Consider the following 15,960-nt stretch of genomic DNA (forward strand, 5'->3'; position numbering starts at 1 on the left):
GCCGATCTCTTCGCCTGCCGTCAAACCAGGGGTTGTCCACTCACCTTGCGGGTTGCACCCCGTGATTTCGAGGGGGCAACCCGCAATTTCAGGGGGTAACCCACCAACTGCTGAGCCTGAAGTTGCCTCCAACTGGTGCAACGTTCCCGCATCCGATCATCAACAGTCGGCGGCACCGCCAAAGGTGAGTGCTGGCGGTCCGAGCAAGGCTCCTTAGATCTCGGAACTCGATCCCGCGTTCGGACAACCTCAAGCCAGCGGTGGCAGCTCGCCGCGGCCGCGGTTGCCAGCGCGGAGGTGGACGCGCTTCTGGCCTCGCTGGGGGGTCCTCAGGTGCGGGCGGCCACTAGGGAGCTGGCCATTGGCCCGGTTCACCGCAAGTGTTGCTGGCGGCCGACTGCATAGGCGCGGGTGAACCAGTCGATCACCTCCGCATCGACCTCAGCAGGATCGCGGAGGCGGAATGCGTGCAGCACGTTGCGGGGCGAATAGACCTCGATCTTGGTGAACCGCTCGCTGTCCAGCCGCTCCGCCAGGACGACATGTCCGTCGAGCCAGTGGACCCGCGGCATGAAGGCGGCGAAGCTCATCCGCGTGTGCAGCGCGATCCGCGTCTTCTCGGCAAGCACCTCCACCGGCCCTAGTGACCGCACGACTTCGACGATCCGATCGAAGATCTCCCGCACTACCTCATCCTTGCCCCGGAAGTGCGCGTCCAGCTCCCCCAAGGGCCGGCACGTATGCGACTGGTTCCGGTTGGCAAACGTCCGCCGACACAGAGGACACTCCCACAGTCCAGGCAGGTCGCTCATGGTCTTTCCTCGAGCATCAGGCGAGGCAGAATTCGTTGCCTTCGGGGTCTTGGAGGATGAGGTGGAAGCCGTCGGGTGAGTCCATGACGGTGTGGATCGTCGCGCCCAGCGCTTTCAGACGGTCTGCTTCTGCTTCGATCCTCGTACGGCGGTCTGCTCCGTCGAGGCCGGGCGCGACCTTGATGTCCAGGTGGAGACGGTTCTTGCCGGCCTTCGCCTCGGGGACCTGGAGGAAGAAGATGTCGGGGCGGCTGCGCTCCTTGTCGACCAGGGTCCTTCCTACGTTGCGCTGGTCCTCCGGGATGCCGTTGGCGTCGGCCCACTCGTCCCAGCTGCTGAACCCCTCGGGCAGTCCGAAGGGAAAGTCGTATCCACCGAGTGCCTCCATCCAGAACCGTGAGACCCGGTCGGGATCGGCGCAGTCGAAGACCACGTGGAGATCGAAGGCACCGCTCATTTCGCTACCCCTGCCCTGTAGAGATCACGGAGCAGACAGATCTCCGCGCCGTGGTGCATCACCTCGCGGTTGAGGTGCGTGATCAGCCCGAGCATCGAGTCCTCGGCGAACTGGTTGCCCTTCGGCCCGAGCGGTTTCGACAGCTCGGCGTCGTCCAGCCCGGTGATGCTGTCATGCCAGCGCCCGTACCAATGGTCGAGAAACGCGAGCCCGGCGTCCGCAGTACCGGGAAGATCGGAAGGGACGTGCCGCGGGTCGAACATGTCGGCGTCGGCCGGCACGCTGCCGTCGCCGAAGAACGTGCTGGCGCGGGTGGCGAAGCAACCAACGCCGATGTGCACCAGCCGCCACCCGATCGTGGTGATCGGCGGCGGGGACGGCTCGGGCCACTCCTGGTCGACGATCACCGTCCCGTTCTCATCGGGATACACGCTCCAGCTCGGCTCGGCCGGGGCCCAGTAGTACTCCTCGTCGGTCAGCCCCTCCAATCGCGGGCGCAGATGGAAATCCCAGTAGAACTCCAGCTGCCCGATCAGCAGCTCCCCACAGTTCGACACTGAACTCACCTCACCCGGATGGTCGATGAGCCGACCCTATGACCGCCCTCCGACAAAAATCCCATCGCTGCTCGCGGGCCCCCCAGGCGGTGCCTGTCGGAGCATCAGGAAAGGGCGTTGGCGAGGGCGGCCGCATAGGCGATCAGTTCGTCGTCGGAGGCCGTGCGGCCGGTGGGTTTGATGTTCTCGGTGACCGTGGCGACGACACTGCCGCGCTGGACGGCGCAGACGCGGATCCCGACGCTGGGGCTGCCGTCTGCGCACAGGCCCGAGCCGACCGGGGTGACATTGTTGCGGGTGGCAAGGGCATCCTTCGCGTCTCCGAGCGGGCCATAGACGGTCACGATGTACACGGGGGTCTTGCCGTCCACCTGGTTCTGCGGCTTGGTGGCGTAGTACTTGGCGACAGTCCAGTCGTACTTCGCGCCGGCGGCCCTGAAGGTGGCCGGCTCCTTGTCGTCGAGGCGATACAGCCCGCCCGCGGTCGCCGGGAGCTCGGAAGGCGGCGGGACCGACGGCACACCCTTGGCGAACGGACCACCCTGGATAACCCCGCCCCGGCTGAGCACCGCGAAGATCGCCAGCACCACCACGACAAGCAACACGACCAGCGCGAGGATGATGATCCACCCCTTGCTCTTCCGCGGCGGCCCCCCGTACTGCGGACCCTGCTGCAGACCCCCGTACTGCGGGGCATCGTACTGGGGACCCCCGTACTGCGGGGCGTCGTGCTGCGCATTCCCGTACTGCGGGGCGTCCTGCTGGGGATACCTGCTGCGGGTAGCCGCCTTGCGCCTGATCCGGGTAACCGCTCTGGCCCTGCCCCGGATACCCCGACTGCGGGTATCCCTGCTGCGGCGGGTGGCCCCCACCCTGCGTTCCTGGTCCGTACGACTGCTGGTCACCCGGGTAAGACATCCACAGCGCCTCCTCTCCACCCGTCGAAGTCCCCGAAGGGCAATTCGACCACACCGACGGGGCCTCGCGGCCTCGCCTCGACCCGCGGCTCACTACGGCGAGGCGAGACCCGTTGGGCAGGGGTGAGTCAGCGCTCGTCGACCAGTTCGACGCGCTCCGCGGTGGGGTCCTGGACCCGTGCTCCCCCAGCTCTGCGCCGGCTGACCGGCGATCCCTATAGCAGCCGAACCATCCGGCGACGGGCCGGGGGTGGTGCTCGACCGGTGCAGGTTGACATGACAGATTGCGACGGTCCGAACACGCTTGGCCATCCGTTGGAGGATGTATGAAGTTCCGTACCCTGGCCGTCGGCCTCGGTATATCCGCCACCGCCCTTCTCGTGGTTCCCGGTTCCAGTGCGACGGCGTCGCTGCAGCCGACCGCCGTCCAGGCCGGGCCGAACCGCGTCACCAAGCAATATCTGGATCAAAGACCCGTCTGGAAACAGTGCGGCGACAAGGAACTGCGGACCTTCTGCACCAAGATCACCGTCCCGCGCGACTGGTCGAAGCAAGCGCTCGGGGAGGACATCCAGATCGCGGTGAGCAAGGTGGCGCCGGTGAAGGGCAAGCCGAGCAGGGTCGTGTTCGGCAACCCGGGCGGACCGGGTGGCGCCGGGCTCGGGATGGCGCCGTACCTGGCCAGCCAGAAGGAACTCGCCAAGGACCACCTCGCCGTCGGGTTCGACCCGCGCGGTACCGGCGACAGCACCAACGTCACCTGCGAAGGCGCCCCCGGCTACACGATGGACGCGCGCGACCGCGACCCGTGGAACCTCGACCTCATCGCCGAGGCCTCCCGCCTCACCGTCCCGTACTGCGAACGCCAGTCCCGCGAGTTGCTGCCCTACGTGAACACCGCGCAGACCGTGCAGGACATGGACCTGATCCGTCAGTTGCTCGGCTACGACAAGATCGACTACGTCGGGTATTCGGGCGGCACCTGGCTCGGCGCGTACTACCAGACCTACTTCGGCCAGCATGTCGGCCGCTTCGTGCTCGACTCCAACACCGACTTCACCAGGCCCTGGCTCGACACGTTCATCGCACAGCCGCAGGGGTTCGAGCGCCGGTTCCGTGAGGACTTCGCGCCCTGGGCCGCCAACTACGATGCGCAACTGAAACTGGGCAATTCGCCCCGGCTGGTGATCCGGACCTACGAACGCCTTCGGGCAGCACTGAAGAAGCAGCCGGCGGTCGAGGAGTTCCTGGACGGCTCGGTGAAAATCAGCTACGACCAGAACACCCTGGACAACATCGTCACCGGGGATATGTATACAAAAATGGATTTCCCATCCCTGGCGACCGACCTCGCGTTTCTGCGTGAACTTTCCGACGCGCAGAGCAAAGGCGGAGCCAGGGCGGCCCAGCACAAGGTGGACGCACTCCCGCTGGCCCGTCAGCAGGAACTCGTCCAGCGCGCGACCCGGCGTACGGTCGGCATCACGCCGTTCGGCCGGGCTGCCGGCCGGCCGTTCGCCGACGACGCGGAGAACGCGACCTTCACCGCGGTCACCTGCAACGACACCGAGTGGCCGCAGGGGCGCGAGTACGGCGACGTGTTGTCGGCGCGGCTCGGACCGAAGTACCCGTTGCTCGGGTGGGGCATGAACGAAAACCCCTGCTTCTACTGGGATCGCCCGCAACTGAGCATGCCGGTGCCGACCGGCAAGGGCTTGCCGACCACGTTGATGGTGCAGTCCGTGCACGACCCGGCAACCAACTTCTCGCTGGCCAGTTCCGCCCACAGCCGGTACGCCGGGTCGCGGCTGGTGACGATCACGGGAGAAGGTGACCACGGCATCTATGGCGGCGTGAACAAGTGCGCCGACAAGATCGTCAACACCTTCCTGACCACCGGCAAGGCTCCGGACAAGGACACCAGTTGCAAGGGTGAAGGCATTCCCGCACCGACGGCTCCGCAACCCGGCCAGTACGCCGAGGGCGCGCCACTGGCAAAGATCGAGGGATTCACCAAAGCGGTCTCCGGATATCTGCACTCCTGACGTGGGCATTCCCCCGAAATCGGACTTTTGATCGTGAACCAAGCCCTATTTCGGCGGGAATTCCGGCACGCAGCGAAAACGCCTCGTCACGATCGGCCAGATCGTGACGAGGCGTTCGTTGTCAGGAGCAAGTTGTCAGGGGGATGTCAGGGTTCCGTCCCTGTGCCACAGAGCGTGACCACGCCAATCTTGAGGCAGCGCGGGAGAACCGGACGTCGACTGGGAGGGCTCGACGCGAGGGGAACATCGCCGACGAGGCTTCGGCCGGCTGTGAGGTGGGGGGACTGCCTGGGGGGTCAGACAGGGACACAGCCGGCCGGGCCCGTAGCGGCCTGCTCCAACCGATCCCGGCCGTAGATCCCTCGCGGGGTACCTTCGATCCCCCAGGTCGTGGTACCTCGCGAGGCTTTTCTTGGCCCGGGGACGATGTGCGTCCCCCCGACCTGGTGATCGGGGGACGCGCAACTCTCTGTCGGTAGTGTCGGCCGGCCCAGCCAGCCAGTGATGGGACGCAGTCGGCTCAGCCGCCGACGGAACGTGGTCAGCCTCGGAAGGTCAGCGCTCCAGGCGCCTGGAACGATCAGGGCGCACGGAGGGGCCGGGGTAGCCGTCGGCGACGGCCGCCAGCGGGGCGGTGCGGCCCGCGGACCAGGCGGCTCGGAAGGCGTGCCGGTCCAGGGCCTGCTCGACCGCCCGCCTGGTGCCCTGCTGGTCAGGTTTCTCGACGTCGGGAACCGGCGCGCCGATCACCTCGCGTATCCCGTCGGCCGCGCCCAGCAGGAAGGCCGCATACTCCGTGCGGTTCCGCTGCTGCGCGACGGTCGCAAGCTCCTCGAGCACGCTCGCCGAGCGCCATCGATCGCCGAGGTCACGATGCTCGGCCAGGCTCTCGTCGAGCAGGTGGACCGCCCGTTCGGTGAAGCCGCGGCGCCGCTCGACGATGCCCAGCTGGTTGAGCGACCAGGCGACGCCCTCCCGGTACCCGAGCCGCTGCGACAGCGCGAGACTCTCCTGCAGCAGGTCCTCGGCCTCGGTCAGCTCACCGCTGTACTGCGCGATCGTGCCGAGGCTGATCAACGACCAGGCCAGGCCTTCGCCATCGCCCAGCCCGCGGAAGCTGTCCCGCGCCTTGCGGCACCGTCGCTCCCCGATCTCCAGATCGCCGCGCAACCACGCGACGAACCCGAGGTGGTTGTGCGCCCAGGCCATGCCCGACCGATCCCCGAGGCTCTCGAACAGGTCAAAGCTCTGACAGTGCAGGTTCTCCGCGGTCAGGTAGTCGCCGCGTTCCCGCGCCACCCCGCCCAGCCGCTGCATGACGAGCGCCATCCCGGCCGTGTCGTCGAGCTCCTCGTACTGCGCGAGCGCGGACTGCAGCCGGGTGGTCGCCACGTCGTACTCGCATTGCAGGAAGGCGAGCATGCCTGCCCCGAGGCAGGCTTTTGCGAGGTACGGCGCCAGGTTCGCGTCGCTCTGGACGTCCAGCGCAGTCGCCCGTTCGAGCCAGTCGCCGCCCTCGGCGTAGTGCCCACGCAAGTAGCAGAACAACCACAGACCGCCAGCGAGCCTGACCGCCTCGGTCACCGCCCGCGTTCGCAACGCCCAGGACATCGCAGCGCGGAGGTTGTCCAGTTCGCCGTCGAGCCGGTCCAGCCAGTCACCCTGGCTCGAGCCCCGCAGGTGAGACTCGGCTTCCTCGGCCAGCGCGATGTAGAAATGCGCGTGATTCCTTGCTGCGTCTTCGTCGCGACCTACGGCCGTCAGCTGGTCAGCGGCGAACTCGCGGATCACCGCCAGCATGTCGTACCGCGCGATGCCGCGATCCCGGCTGACCCGGATCAGGGACTTGTCGATCAGCCGGCTGGTCAGGTCGAGCGCGCGGGCTCTCTCGAGAGGTCCCGGTGTCATCTGGCCGGACAGAACCGCGGCAGCGGCGTTGAGGGTCCAGCCGCCGACGAACACCGACATCAACGCGAACAACTCGCGCTCGGCCGGGGTCAGCAGCTCGTGGCTCCACTCGATCGCGCCATACAGGGACTGCTGGCGCGGGGTCGCGGTACTGGTGCCGCCGCCGAGAATGGCGAACGACGACTCCAGCTCGACCGCGAGCTCCTCGACCGTGAGCACATTCGTGCGGGCCGCGGCGAGCTCGATCGCGAGCGGCATCCCCTCCAGCCGGCGGACCACACGCGCGACCTGCTCGATCTGATCGGACGGCTCGTGACCCCGCGCGGTCGCTCGATCGACGAACAACCGCACCGCGGGCGACTTGTCGAGCTGCTCGTCAGTCTGGGGCACGGACAGCGGCGGTACGACGTACACGCTCTCGCCGGGCACCCTCATCAGCTCACGGCTGGAACCGAGCACGGAGAGGTTGGGGCAGCTCTCCAGGAGTTCGGCGGTGATGCGCGCGGCATCCACGACCACGTGCTCGCAGTTGTCGAGCACCACCAGGAGACTCCGCTTGCCGATCTGCTCGGCGATCTCCTCGACCACCCGCGCCCCGTCGAGCGGATGCAAACCGATCGCAGCCGCGATAGCAGGAGCAACCGCGCCTGAATCGGATACCGGAGCGAGCGGCACCCAGCACGCGCCATCGGCGAACTTGTGCGCCACCGCGCTGGCGATCGCCAGAGCGAGCTGCGTCTTGCCGACACCGCCCGGGCCGCTCAACGTCAACAACCGAGTGGCTCTCTCGCCGACCAGCCGACCGGCTTCAGCCAGCTCGACGGCCCGGCCCACCAGTTCGTTCGCGGCGGCAGGTGGGGCTCGCAGCGGCGAGCGGGTCGTGTCCCCCTCGCGGTGGGCGGCTGCGGTCAGCTGGGCGCGATCGGGCGCGCCGAGCCGGAGCGCGTCTGCGAGCAACCGCAGCGTGTGCGGTCTGGGCGCGCGACGACGACCCCGCTCCAACGCCGCGATCGCATCGACACTGAGACCGGCCAGTTCGGCCAGCTTCTCCTGGGACAATCCGGCATCACGCCGGTGCCGCCGGAGCAGGTCACCGAAGCCTGTCCCCCGAGCGTCGTCCGAGCCACGGCGAGACCCGTCTGATGGCAAAGGACGGCCCACCCAGTCTCCGACCCCGAGCACGGCGGTCACCGCGCTCCCTCTGAAGATATCCCGTTCGTGACCTCATTGTCAGGCGTAGTGGACCGTTCCCAGTCAACTCACAGCAAACTCCCGGCCGGGCAGCCCGCGTCTCCGGCCGATTCCGGCGGTCGCCCCGGCCCGGGGGCTGGGCCGGAGCCCCGGTCTAGGGGTGGTCGTGGTGGGCGATGGCGGTGCGCATCGAGGAGCGGGCGCGCTTGCGATCGCCGGCCGCGTCGTACGCCGTGGAGAGGCGGAACCACACCTTCCAGTCGTCCGGCGCCGCCTCGGCTTCTTCCTTGTACTTCGTGAACGCGGCGTCAGCGGCACCCCGGTCGATCCGCCCGGACGGCCGCCTGGGCAGATCGTCGACCGGCAACCCACCGGCTTCCTCGAGTTCCCGGGCGAGCGCCTCCGTCCGGTGGCCGAACCGGAACTCCCGCCAGACCAGACAAGCGCCCAGCACCGGGATCACCAGCACCGCGACGCCGAGCACGACGGCGACCGGATCGCCCGTACCGATCAGGAGGATTCCCCGCCAGCCGAGCAGCACGGCGTACGCGATGAACACGACCGCGATCACGATCGCCGCGCGTTTTGCGGTCATACCGTCAGTCCAGGTCCAGGAAGTTCTCGAGGCCGACGGTGAGGCCAGGGGTGTCGACGATCCTCCGGATACCGAGCAGGACGCCACCCATGAACGACTCCCGGTGCATCGAGTCGTGCCGGATCGTGAGGGTCTCGCCGGTGTCGCCGAACAGGACCTCCTGGTGCGCGACCAGGCCTCGCAGGCGGATCCCGTGCACGCGGATCCCCTCCACGTCGGCACCTCGCGCGCCTTCCAGCGCCGTGGTCGTCGCGTCCGGGATCGGGCCGGACTTCGCCTCGCGCCTGGCCGCGGCGATCAGCTCGGCGGTACGTCGCGCAGTACCGGAGGGTGCGTCGACCTTGTCCGGGTGGTGCAACTCGATGATCTCGACGGACTCGTAGTACTTGGCAGCCTTAGCGGCGAATTGCATCATCAGCACCGCGCCGATGGAGAAGTTGGCCGCGATCAGTACGCCGGTGCGCGGGCTGGACTCCAGCTGGGTCCGGAGTGTGGCGAGGCGCTCCTCGTCGAACCCGGTGGTCCCGACAACCGCGTGGATCCCATGCTCGATGCACCACTTCAGGTTGTCCATCACGACCTCGGGCCGGGTGAAGTCCACCACCACCTGAGCCTCGGCCGTGGTCAACTCCTCCAGCTCATCCCCCTGGTCAAGCGCCGCGACCAGCTCGAGGTCCTCCGCGCCTTCAACCGCCTGGCACGTCTGGGACCCCATCTTCCCCTTGGCCCCCAGCACCGCAACCCTGATCATCCGCACCCTTCCTGATCCGACCGACTCCCGCCCAAGGATCTCACTCCCCACCCCTCGCCCCCACGCCGGTACGCCGTGCCTGTGGATCCGCTCGCACCGACCAGCTCGGCGCGGGCCGGCGGGGTTCGGCGCGCGGCGGCGCGGCTCGGCGCGGGCCGGCGGGGTTCGGCGCGGGGCGGCGGGGGTCGGCGCGGGCCGGCTGGCAGGTTTCTCGCCGGCTGGCGCCTTGCAAGCCGCTATCCGGCGAGCAACCCGGCAGCGGGACAGCCCGACACCGGTTGCCCCAGGTCGGCTGGCAGGTTTCTCGCCGGCTGGCTGGTTTTTGAGGGCGCGAGCGGTCGAAGGACCCGCCAGGGTGGCCGCCGGGTTTTCCACCTGCGGCTGGTTGCCCGGAGCCCTTGCGGGTTGGAAGGTTACCCACTGAGACGGGGGGTTGCCCCATCAAATTCTCGGGGGGCAACCCACAAGGTCAGTGGGCAACCCCTCGGTGACGGCCGGAGCGCGTCGCGGTACGGGTTCGAGACCAGGAGGAAGCGATCCTCGAAATCCGTGATGCGCACACCGACCGCAGCCTGGTGGATCGGCTCGTTCATCGAAGAAGTTTGGCGTAGCAAAGGGCGAGCGGGTCGTGGACGTACTTGCCGTACGCCGGCGTCCGCCGATAGCCCAGTGACTCGTAGAGCGCGACCGCCTCGGGTTGGCGGCGGCCGGTGGCCAGGCGGAGGGAGGTCGCGCCGCGCCCGCCGGCCAGGGACTCCAGCGCGGGGACGAGGAGGCGGGCGATGCCCCGGCCGCGGTGCTCGGCACGGACGAACATGCGCTTGATCTCGCCGACACCGTCGACCACCGGCATCAGGCCGATGCAGCCAATCAGGTCGGGGGCGGCATCGGCCGTGTCCACGGCCGACAGGAACTCGGTGGCCGGGTCCAGGTAGTGGGTGGATGGGCTGTCGGGGTAGCGGTCGATGAGTTCCTTCAGCGCCAGGTCGAGCAGTAGGGCGAGGTCGGGAGCGTCGGGCGGGCGGGGCTCGAGGTGCACGCGGTCAGCTTGCCACGGACGTTTCGTACGACGCCTGGGCGTCTTCGGCGAAGTGGCAGGAGACCTGTTGCCCGGAGGGAATCACCCGGAGCTCGGGGATGTCGGTGGAGCAGCAGGCCTCGGCGCGAAGGCAGCGGGTGTGGAACCTGCAACCTGAGGGCGGCATCACCGGCGAGGGCGGGTCGCCGGCGAGCACGATCCGCTTGCGGCCTTGGCGGGCCAGCCCCGGCTCGGCGGAGAGCAACGCCTGCGTGTATGGATGAGCAGGAACGTCGTAGACCTGGTGGTGGCCGCCCAGCTCCGCAACGCGGCCCAGGTACATCACGGCGACCCGGTCCGACACGTGCCGAACCACCGACAGGTCGTGGGCGACGAAGATGATGCTCAGGCCGAGCTCGCGCTGCAGCCGCATCAGCAGGTTCACCACCTGCGCCTGGACCGAGAGGTCGAGCGCCGATACCGGCTCGTCGCACAGCAGGACGTCCGGGTTCAGCGCGATCGCCCGGGCGATGCCGATGCGCTGCCGCTGACCGCCCGAGAACTGGTGCGGGAACTTCGTCTCGTCCTCGGGGCGGAGCCCGACCAGTTCCAGCAGTTCGCGGACCCGGGACCGGATGTCGACACCGCGCGACACGTCGGGGTGGACGTCCAGCGGCTCGGCAATGATCTCGCCGACGCGCATGCGCGGGTTCAGGCTGGAGTACGGGTCCTGGAAAACGACCTGCACATTGCGGCGCCACCTGCGCAGGTCCTTGGCCTTCAACTTGCTCACGTCGACCCCGCCGTACCGGAGCTCTCCAGAAGTCGGCTTCTCCAGGGCGGCGAGCAGCCGGACGAGGGTGGACTTGCCGCAGCCGGACTCGCCGACGATGCCGAGCGACTCGCCCTTGTGCAGGACCAGGTCGACGCCGTCCACCGCGCGGACCAGCACCTTCGAGCCGAACGAGAAGGCCGGGCTGATGTCGTAGTGCTTCACCAGGTTCGTTGCCACCAGCAACTCTTCGGACATCAGACCGCCTCCTTCGCGGAGATCGTGGTACGCCGGATGCAGGCCGCGTCCCGTCCGGGTGCGACCGTCAGCAGGGGCGGCACCTCCGCGGCACACTGCTCGATGGCATAAGGACAGCGGGCCCGGAACGCGCATCCCGACGGGATCGCCCGCAGCGACGGCGGCGTACCGGGGATCGTCGGCAACTCCTGGCCCTTCAGGTCAGCCGACGGCATCGAGCCGAGCAGCCCTTCCGTATAAGGATGAACGGGATTCTCCAGCGCCTGCGCCGTGGCCGCACGCTCGACCACGTGCCCGGCGTACATGACGACCACGTTGTCGGCCACGTCCGCCACCACACCGAGGTCGTGGGTGATCAGCACGACGCCCATGTCCCGCTCAGCCTGCAGGTCCTCGATCAGCTCCAGGATCTGCGCCTGCACGGTCACGTCGAGCGCGGTCGTCGGCTCGTCGGCGATCAGTACGTCGGGGTCGAGGGCCAGCGCCATCGCCAGCATCACCCGCTGCCGCATCCCGCCGGAGAACTCGTGCGGATAGTCGTTCACCCGCTTCGAGGCGGCCGGGATCCGCACCTGGTCGAGCATCTCCGCGGCCCGCTTCATCGCATCGCCCTTCGACATGCCGCGGTGGACGCGATAACACTCCGCGATCTGCCGGCCGACGGACTGGACCGGGTTCAGCGCGGACAGCGAATCCTGGAAGACCATGGTGATCCGGTCCCCCACGATCTTCCGCCGCTCCTTGACCGACATCTCGATCAGGTCCTGACCGCGGTACTCCGCGGTGCCGGACACGATCCGGCCCGGCGGCATCTCGAGGATCCCGGTCAACGCCTGGGTCGAGACGCTCTTGCCGGAGCCGGACTCCCCCAGGATCGCCAGGGTCTCGCCGGCCCGGACCTGCCAGGACACGCCGTCGACGGCCCGGACCGGCCCCTGCGGGGTCTCGAACTCGACGCTGAGGTTGTCCACCTTCAGCAGGACTTCAGCTGTGTTGTCAGTCATCTCAGCAACTTGGGGTCGAGAGCGTCGCGGATCGAGTCGCCGATGATCATGAAGGAGATCGTCATCGTCGAGATGAACAGCGCCGGCCAGATGAACAGGTGCGGGGTGTCGCGGTACGAGGCCGCCACGCCGAACTGCGAACCCCAGGAGATCGACGGCGGCTGCAGCCCGACGCCGAGGAAGGTCAGCGCCGCTTCGAGGCCGACCATGCCGCCGATGCCGAGGGTGGTCATCGCCAGCAGCGGCGCCATCGCGTTGGGGAACACGTGTTTGCGCAGGATCCGCAGCGGCGGCACGCCGATCGACCTCGCCGCCAGCACGTACTCCCGGTTGCGGACGGAGAACACGGTCGAACGCATCAGCCGCATCCCGCCCGGCCAGCCGATCAGCAGGATGACGCCGACGATCACCCAGATGCTGCGGTTCGGCACCGAGTTGAGGATCACGATCAGCATCACGATGCCCGGTACTGCGAACAGCACGTCCGCGGTGCGGGAGATCAGCGCGTCGACGAAGCCGGGGAAATAGCCCGCCAACAGACCGAGCGACCCGGCCAGCACGAAGACGCCGAAGCTGGCGACGATGCTCACCAGTACCGACGGCCGAGCACCGTAGATCACGTTCGCGAAGTAGTCGCAGCCCTGGATGTCGTACCCGAACAGGTGTCCGGGACCACGTCCCTGCCGGCTCTTGGCCAGCTCGCAGAAGCGCGGATCCGCCGAGGTGAACAACTTCGGCGCCGCCGCCATGGTGAAGAACACGAGCAGCAGCAACGAACACGCGACGAACTGCGGCTTGCGCAACAACGCCCGCAGCAGCTCCTTGTTGGACAGGGTCCGGCCATCGCCGAGCTCCTGCGCCTCGGCGCCGACGACCGCCTGGATCTCAGACATTGCGCACCCGCGGATCCAGTACGCCGTACAGGACGTCCACCAGCAGGTTGATCACGATGAAGGAGACGAACGCCAGGGTCGACAACAACACCACGACACCACCCTCCTTCAGCTTGATCGCCTGGAACATGAACTGGCCGAGACCCGGCAGATTGAAGATGGATTCGGTGATGATCGCGCCACCGAACATGCCGGCCAGGTCGATCCCGATGAAGGTGACGATCGGCAGCAACGCGTTCGGCAGGATGTGCCCCCAGAGCACCCGCTGCTCGCCGAGCCCCTTGGCCCGGGCGGTCTTCACGAAGTCGGCGTTCACCGTGTCCACGATCGACGTCCGCATCAGCCGGGCCAGCCCGGCGAACCCGAGCAGCCCGATCACCAGTGCCGGCAGCAGGTAGGACCGAGGGAACCCCTCGAGCACACCCGACACCGGGAACCACTTCAGCTCGACGCCGAACAGGTACTGCGCGGCGAAGTACGCCACCAGCCCGGGCACCGCCAGCAGCACCAACGTTGCCAGCAGCAACGAACGGTCGACCAGGCCGTTGCGCTTGAAGCCGGCGTAGATGCCGAAGAACAGCCCGAGCGTCCACTGGAACGCGTTCGCGAGCAACGTCAGCTTCAGCGTCACGGGGATCCGCAACCTCAGCTGGGCGGCGATGTCCGCGCCGGCGAACGTCGTACCGAAGTGGCCGGTCAGGATGTCCTTCATCGACAGCAGGTACTGCACGATGAACGGCTGGTCGAGGTGGAACTGGGCGCGCTTGGCCGCCAGCACCGCGGCGGGGATGGGCTTGTCACCGGCCAGTTCCCGCAGGGGGTCTCCGGGCATCGCGAACACGAGCGCGAAGACCCCCAGCGTGACGATCAGGCCGATCGGCACTGCCGCAAGGATGCGGCGCAGGACGAAACGAGTCACTTGAACGTGGAGTACAGAGCCTGGACGCCGGTGTACTTGGAGACCCGCGGCGAGATCTTCGCCGAGTGCAGGTAGGCGTTCTGCTTGGCGTACAGCGGGATCAGCGGCATGTCCTCGAGCGCGATGTCCTCTGCCTGCTGATACACCTTGATCGCCTTCTCCGGGTCCGGTTCGGCGTCGCCCTGGGCCAGCACCTTGTCCAGCTCGGGGTTGCTGTAGCCGGAGAAGTTCGCGTCACCGTTGGACTTGAACATCGGGGTCAGGTAGTCCTCGATCGACGGGTAGTCGTGACCCCAGCCGCTGAACCGCAGGCCGTCGAGCTTGCGGGTGTCGGCGAGGGTGGTGATCTCCGACGCCTGCTTGCCCGCGTACTTCACCTGGAGGCCGAGGTTCTGCCGGAGCATGTTGCCGATGGCCTCGGCGAAGATCTGGCCGGTCGCCGAACTGGTGTTGTAGTTGATGAACACCGTCCCGGAGAACCCGCCGGCCTCCTGCAGGAGCTGCTTGGCCTTGGCGACGTCGAAGTCGCAGTACTTGCAGGCGTCCGCGCGGTAGCCGTTCATGTCCGGACCGACCAGGCCGCTGGCGGGCGTGGCCAGGCCGACCAGGTCCGCGAACGCCTTCCGGTCGATCGCCAGCGAGAACGCGTGCCGCAGCTTCGGGTTCTTGTAGCGCTGGTCCCAGGCCGGCAGCGTCAGGTAGTTCGCGCCGGAGCTCTCACTGGTCACCCAGCCGTCCGGCGCGTCGGTCTTGAAGGTCTTCACCTTGGTGGGCGGCACGTCGACGAAGTCCACGGTCCCGGCCAGGAACTCGTTGTAGGCCGTGTCGGCGTTCGGGATGAACCGGTAGGTGACGGCGTCGGCCTCGGGGGCGTTCGGGCCCTTGTAGCCGTCCCACTTGACCAGCTTGATGTCGTCACCGGGGTTCCAGGTGCCGTCCAGCTTGAACGCGCCGTTGCCGATCGGCTTGCGCTTGTAGGCATCGGGGTTCTTCCGGACCTCTTCGGGCAGCGGCGCCAGACCCAGGTACTGCAGGGTCAGGCCGAACTGCGAGAAGGGCACCTTCAGCTTGACCGAGAAGGTCAGGTCGTCGATCAGCTTCAGCCCGGTCAGCGTCTTGACCGAGGTCGGCTTCGGGGTGGCGCCGTCCGGGGTCGGCGGGTTCATCGCGTCGTAGCCCTCGACCTTGGAGAAGAAGCCGTTGTTCTTCCACGCGTTCGAGCCCTGGGCGGTCATGTTCCAGCTGTCGACGTAGTCCTTCGCGGTCAGCGGCTGACCGTTCTGGAAGGCGTTGCCGGACTTCAGCTTGATCGTCCAGGTCTGGCTGGTCTTGTCCGGCGTGACCGATTCGGCCATCACGTTGACGGTCTTGCCGGTGTTCGGGTCGGTGGTGACCAGCGGGGCGAACATCGCCTGCGCCACCTGGATGCCGGGGCTGCCGTTCTCGTTCAGCGGGTTGATGTACTCCAGCGGGTCGGCCGCGATCGCGATGATCTCGCTCTTGGCGCCACCGGCCCCACCACTACTACTGCTCTTGCCGTCACCGCAGGAGCTGAGCACCAGCGCGAGGCCGAGCGTCACCCCCAGAACACCAGTCAGACGTCGCACGGTCGAACCAACTTCCTCGGCGGGAGGGCCGATAGGCGGATTAGCCGCCATGTTGGCTGGTCATAACTGCGCATGTCAACGTTGTCAGGCGCAAATTAGACGCAAGTAACAAACGCGTGATCTTGACGAGACGTCAGAGCACCCTGGGCCCGCACTGCACGCCTCGGCCACGATAATGCTCGATCCGCCCAAAGTCATCAGATGTCCTGCACATTTGCCGAAAAATGCCACGAGCACAATCGAGCAGGCCGGAACA

14 protein-coding genes are annotated in these 15,960 nt (G+C 67.6%); 1 reads left to right on the forward strand and 13 read right to left on the reverse strand.

Annotation, left to right across the window (positions count from 1 at the left end; translation table 11 throughout):
* Nucleotides 1–371: 371 nt before the first annotated feature.
* The 4 genes from ABD210_RS25905 to ABD210_RS25920 all read right to left on the reverse strand — a co-directional run bounded on the left by ABD210_RS25905 (nt 372) and on the right by ABD210_RS25920 (nt 2,731).
* A complete protein-coding gene (locus ABD210_RS25905) occupies nt 372–812 on the reverse strand; it encodes a DUF5655 domain-containing protein (RefSeq protein ID WP_344114708.1) in 441 nt (146 codons plus the stop codon).
* Nucleotides 813–828: 16 nt separating this feature from the next.
* Complete coding sequence (locus ABD210_RS25910) at nt 829–1,269, reverse strand: VOC family protein (protein WP_344114709.1); 441 nt, start codon at nt 1,267–1,269, stop codon at nt 829–831.
* Nucleotides 1,266–1,826 carry a DinB family protein gene (locus ABD210_RS25915; RefSeq protein ID WP_344114710.1) on the reverse strand — a complete coding sequence of 187 codons (561 nt, stop codon included), beginning with the start codon at nt 1,824–1,826 and terminating at the stop codon, nt 1,266–1,268. The genes ABD210_RS25910 and ABD210_RS25915 overlap by 4 nt, the downstream gene beginning before the upstream one ends.
* 104 nt (nt 1,827–1,930) lie before the next feature.
* Complete coding sequence (locus ABD210_RS25920; RefSeq protein WP_344114711.1) at nt 1,931–2,731, reverse strand: hypothetical protein; 801 nt, start codon at nt 2,729–2,731, stop codon at nt 1,931–1,933.
* Between the two features lie 338 nt (nt 2,732–3,069).
* On the opposite strand from ABD210_RS25920, the gene ABD210_RS25925 reads away from it, so the two are divergent.
* Nucleotides 3,070–4,788, forward strand: coding sequence for an alpha/beta hydrolase (locus ABD210_RS25925; RefSeq protein ID WP_344114712.1), 1,719 nt, complete (start codon nt 3,070–3,072; stop codon nt 4,786–4,788).
* A 555-nt stretch (nt 4,789–5,343) separates the two neighbouring features.
* On the opposite strand, the gene ABD210_RS25930 is transcribed toward ABD210_RS25925, so the two are convergent.
* From ABD210_RS25930 to ABD210_RS25970, 9 genes are all read right to left on the reverse strand, one after another.
* Nucleotides 5,344–7,887, reverse strand: a complete 2,544-nt coding sequence (locus ABD210_RS25930) for an ATP-binding protein (RefSeq protein ID WP_344114713.1) — start codon at nt 7,885–7,887, stop codon at nt 5,344–5,346.
* Nucleotides 7,888–8,041: 154 nt separating this feature from the next.
* Nucleotides 8,042–8,482, reverse strand: a complete 441-nt coding sequence (locus tag ABD210_RS25935; protein WP_344114714.1) for a hypothetical protein — start codon at nt 8,480–8,482, stop codon at nt 8,042–8,044.
* A gap of 4 nt (nt 8,483–8,486) precedes the next feature.
* Nucleotides 8,487–9,233, reverse strand: coding sequence for a 4-hydroxy-tetrahydrodipicolinate reductase (gene dapB, locus ABD210_RS25940; RefSeq protein WP_344114715.1), 747 nt, complete (start codon nt 9,231–9,233; stop codon nt 8,487–8,489).
* A 589-nt stretch (nt 9,234–9,822) separates the two neighbouring features.
* Nucleotides 9,823–10,272: a GNAT family N-acetyltransferase gene (locus ABD210_RS25945; protein WP_344114716.1), complete on the reverse strand. Its 450-nt coding sequence runs from the start codon at nt 10,270–10,272 to the stop codon at nt 9,823–9,825.
* 4 nt (nt 10,273–10,276) lie between these two features.
* A complete protein-coding gene (locus ABD210_RS25950; RefSeq protein ID WP_344114717.1) occupies nt 10,277–11,281 on the reverse strand; it encodes an ABC transporter ATP-binding protein in 1,005 nt (334 codons plus the stop codon).
* Nucleotides 11,281–12,285: an ABC transporter ATP-binding protein gene (locus ABD210_RS25955; RefSeq protein WP_344114718.1), complete on the reverse strand. Its 1,005-nt coding sequence runs from the start codon at nt 12,283–12,285 to the stop codon at nt 11,281–11,283. The genes ABD210_RS25950 and ABD210_RS25955 overlap by 1 nt, the downstream gene beginning before the upstream one ends.
* Nucleotides 12,282–13,178 (reverse strand): ABC transporter permease, encoded by an 897-nt coding sequence (locus ABD210_RS25960; RefSeq protein ID WP_344114719.1) that lies wholly within the window; start codon nt 13,176–13,178, stop codon nt 12,282–12,284. The genes ABD210_RS25955 and ABD210_RS25960 overlap by 4 nt, the downstream gene beginning before the upstream one ends.
* On the reverse strand, nt 13,171–14,097 hold the full coding sequence (locus ABD210_RS25965; RefSeq protein WP_344114720.1) for an ABC transporter permease: 927 nt from the start codon (nt 14,095–14,097) through the stop codon (nt 13,171–13,173). Before ABD210_RS25965 ends, ABD210_RS25960 begins: the two co-directional genes overlap by 8 nt.
* Nucleotides 14,094–15,704, reverse strand: coding sequence for a peptide ABC transporter substrate-binding protein (locus ABD210_RS25970; protein WP_344114721.1), 1,611 nt, complete (start codon nt 15,702–15,704; stop codon nt 14,094–14,096). Before ABD210_RS25970 ends, ABD210_RS25965 begins: the two co-directional genes overlap by 4 nt.
* Nucleotides 15,705–15,960 lie beyond the last annotated feature (256 nt).

It is taken from the genome of Kribbella alba, from assembly GCF_039529635.1.
Taxonomy (GTDB): Bacteria; Actinomycetota; Actinomycetes; order Propionibacteriales; family Kribbellaceae; genus Kribbella; species Kribbella alba.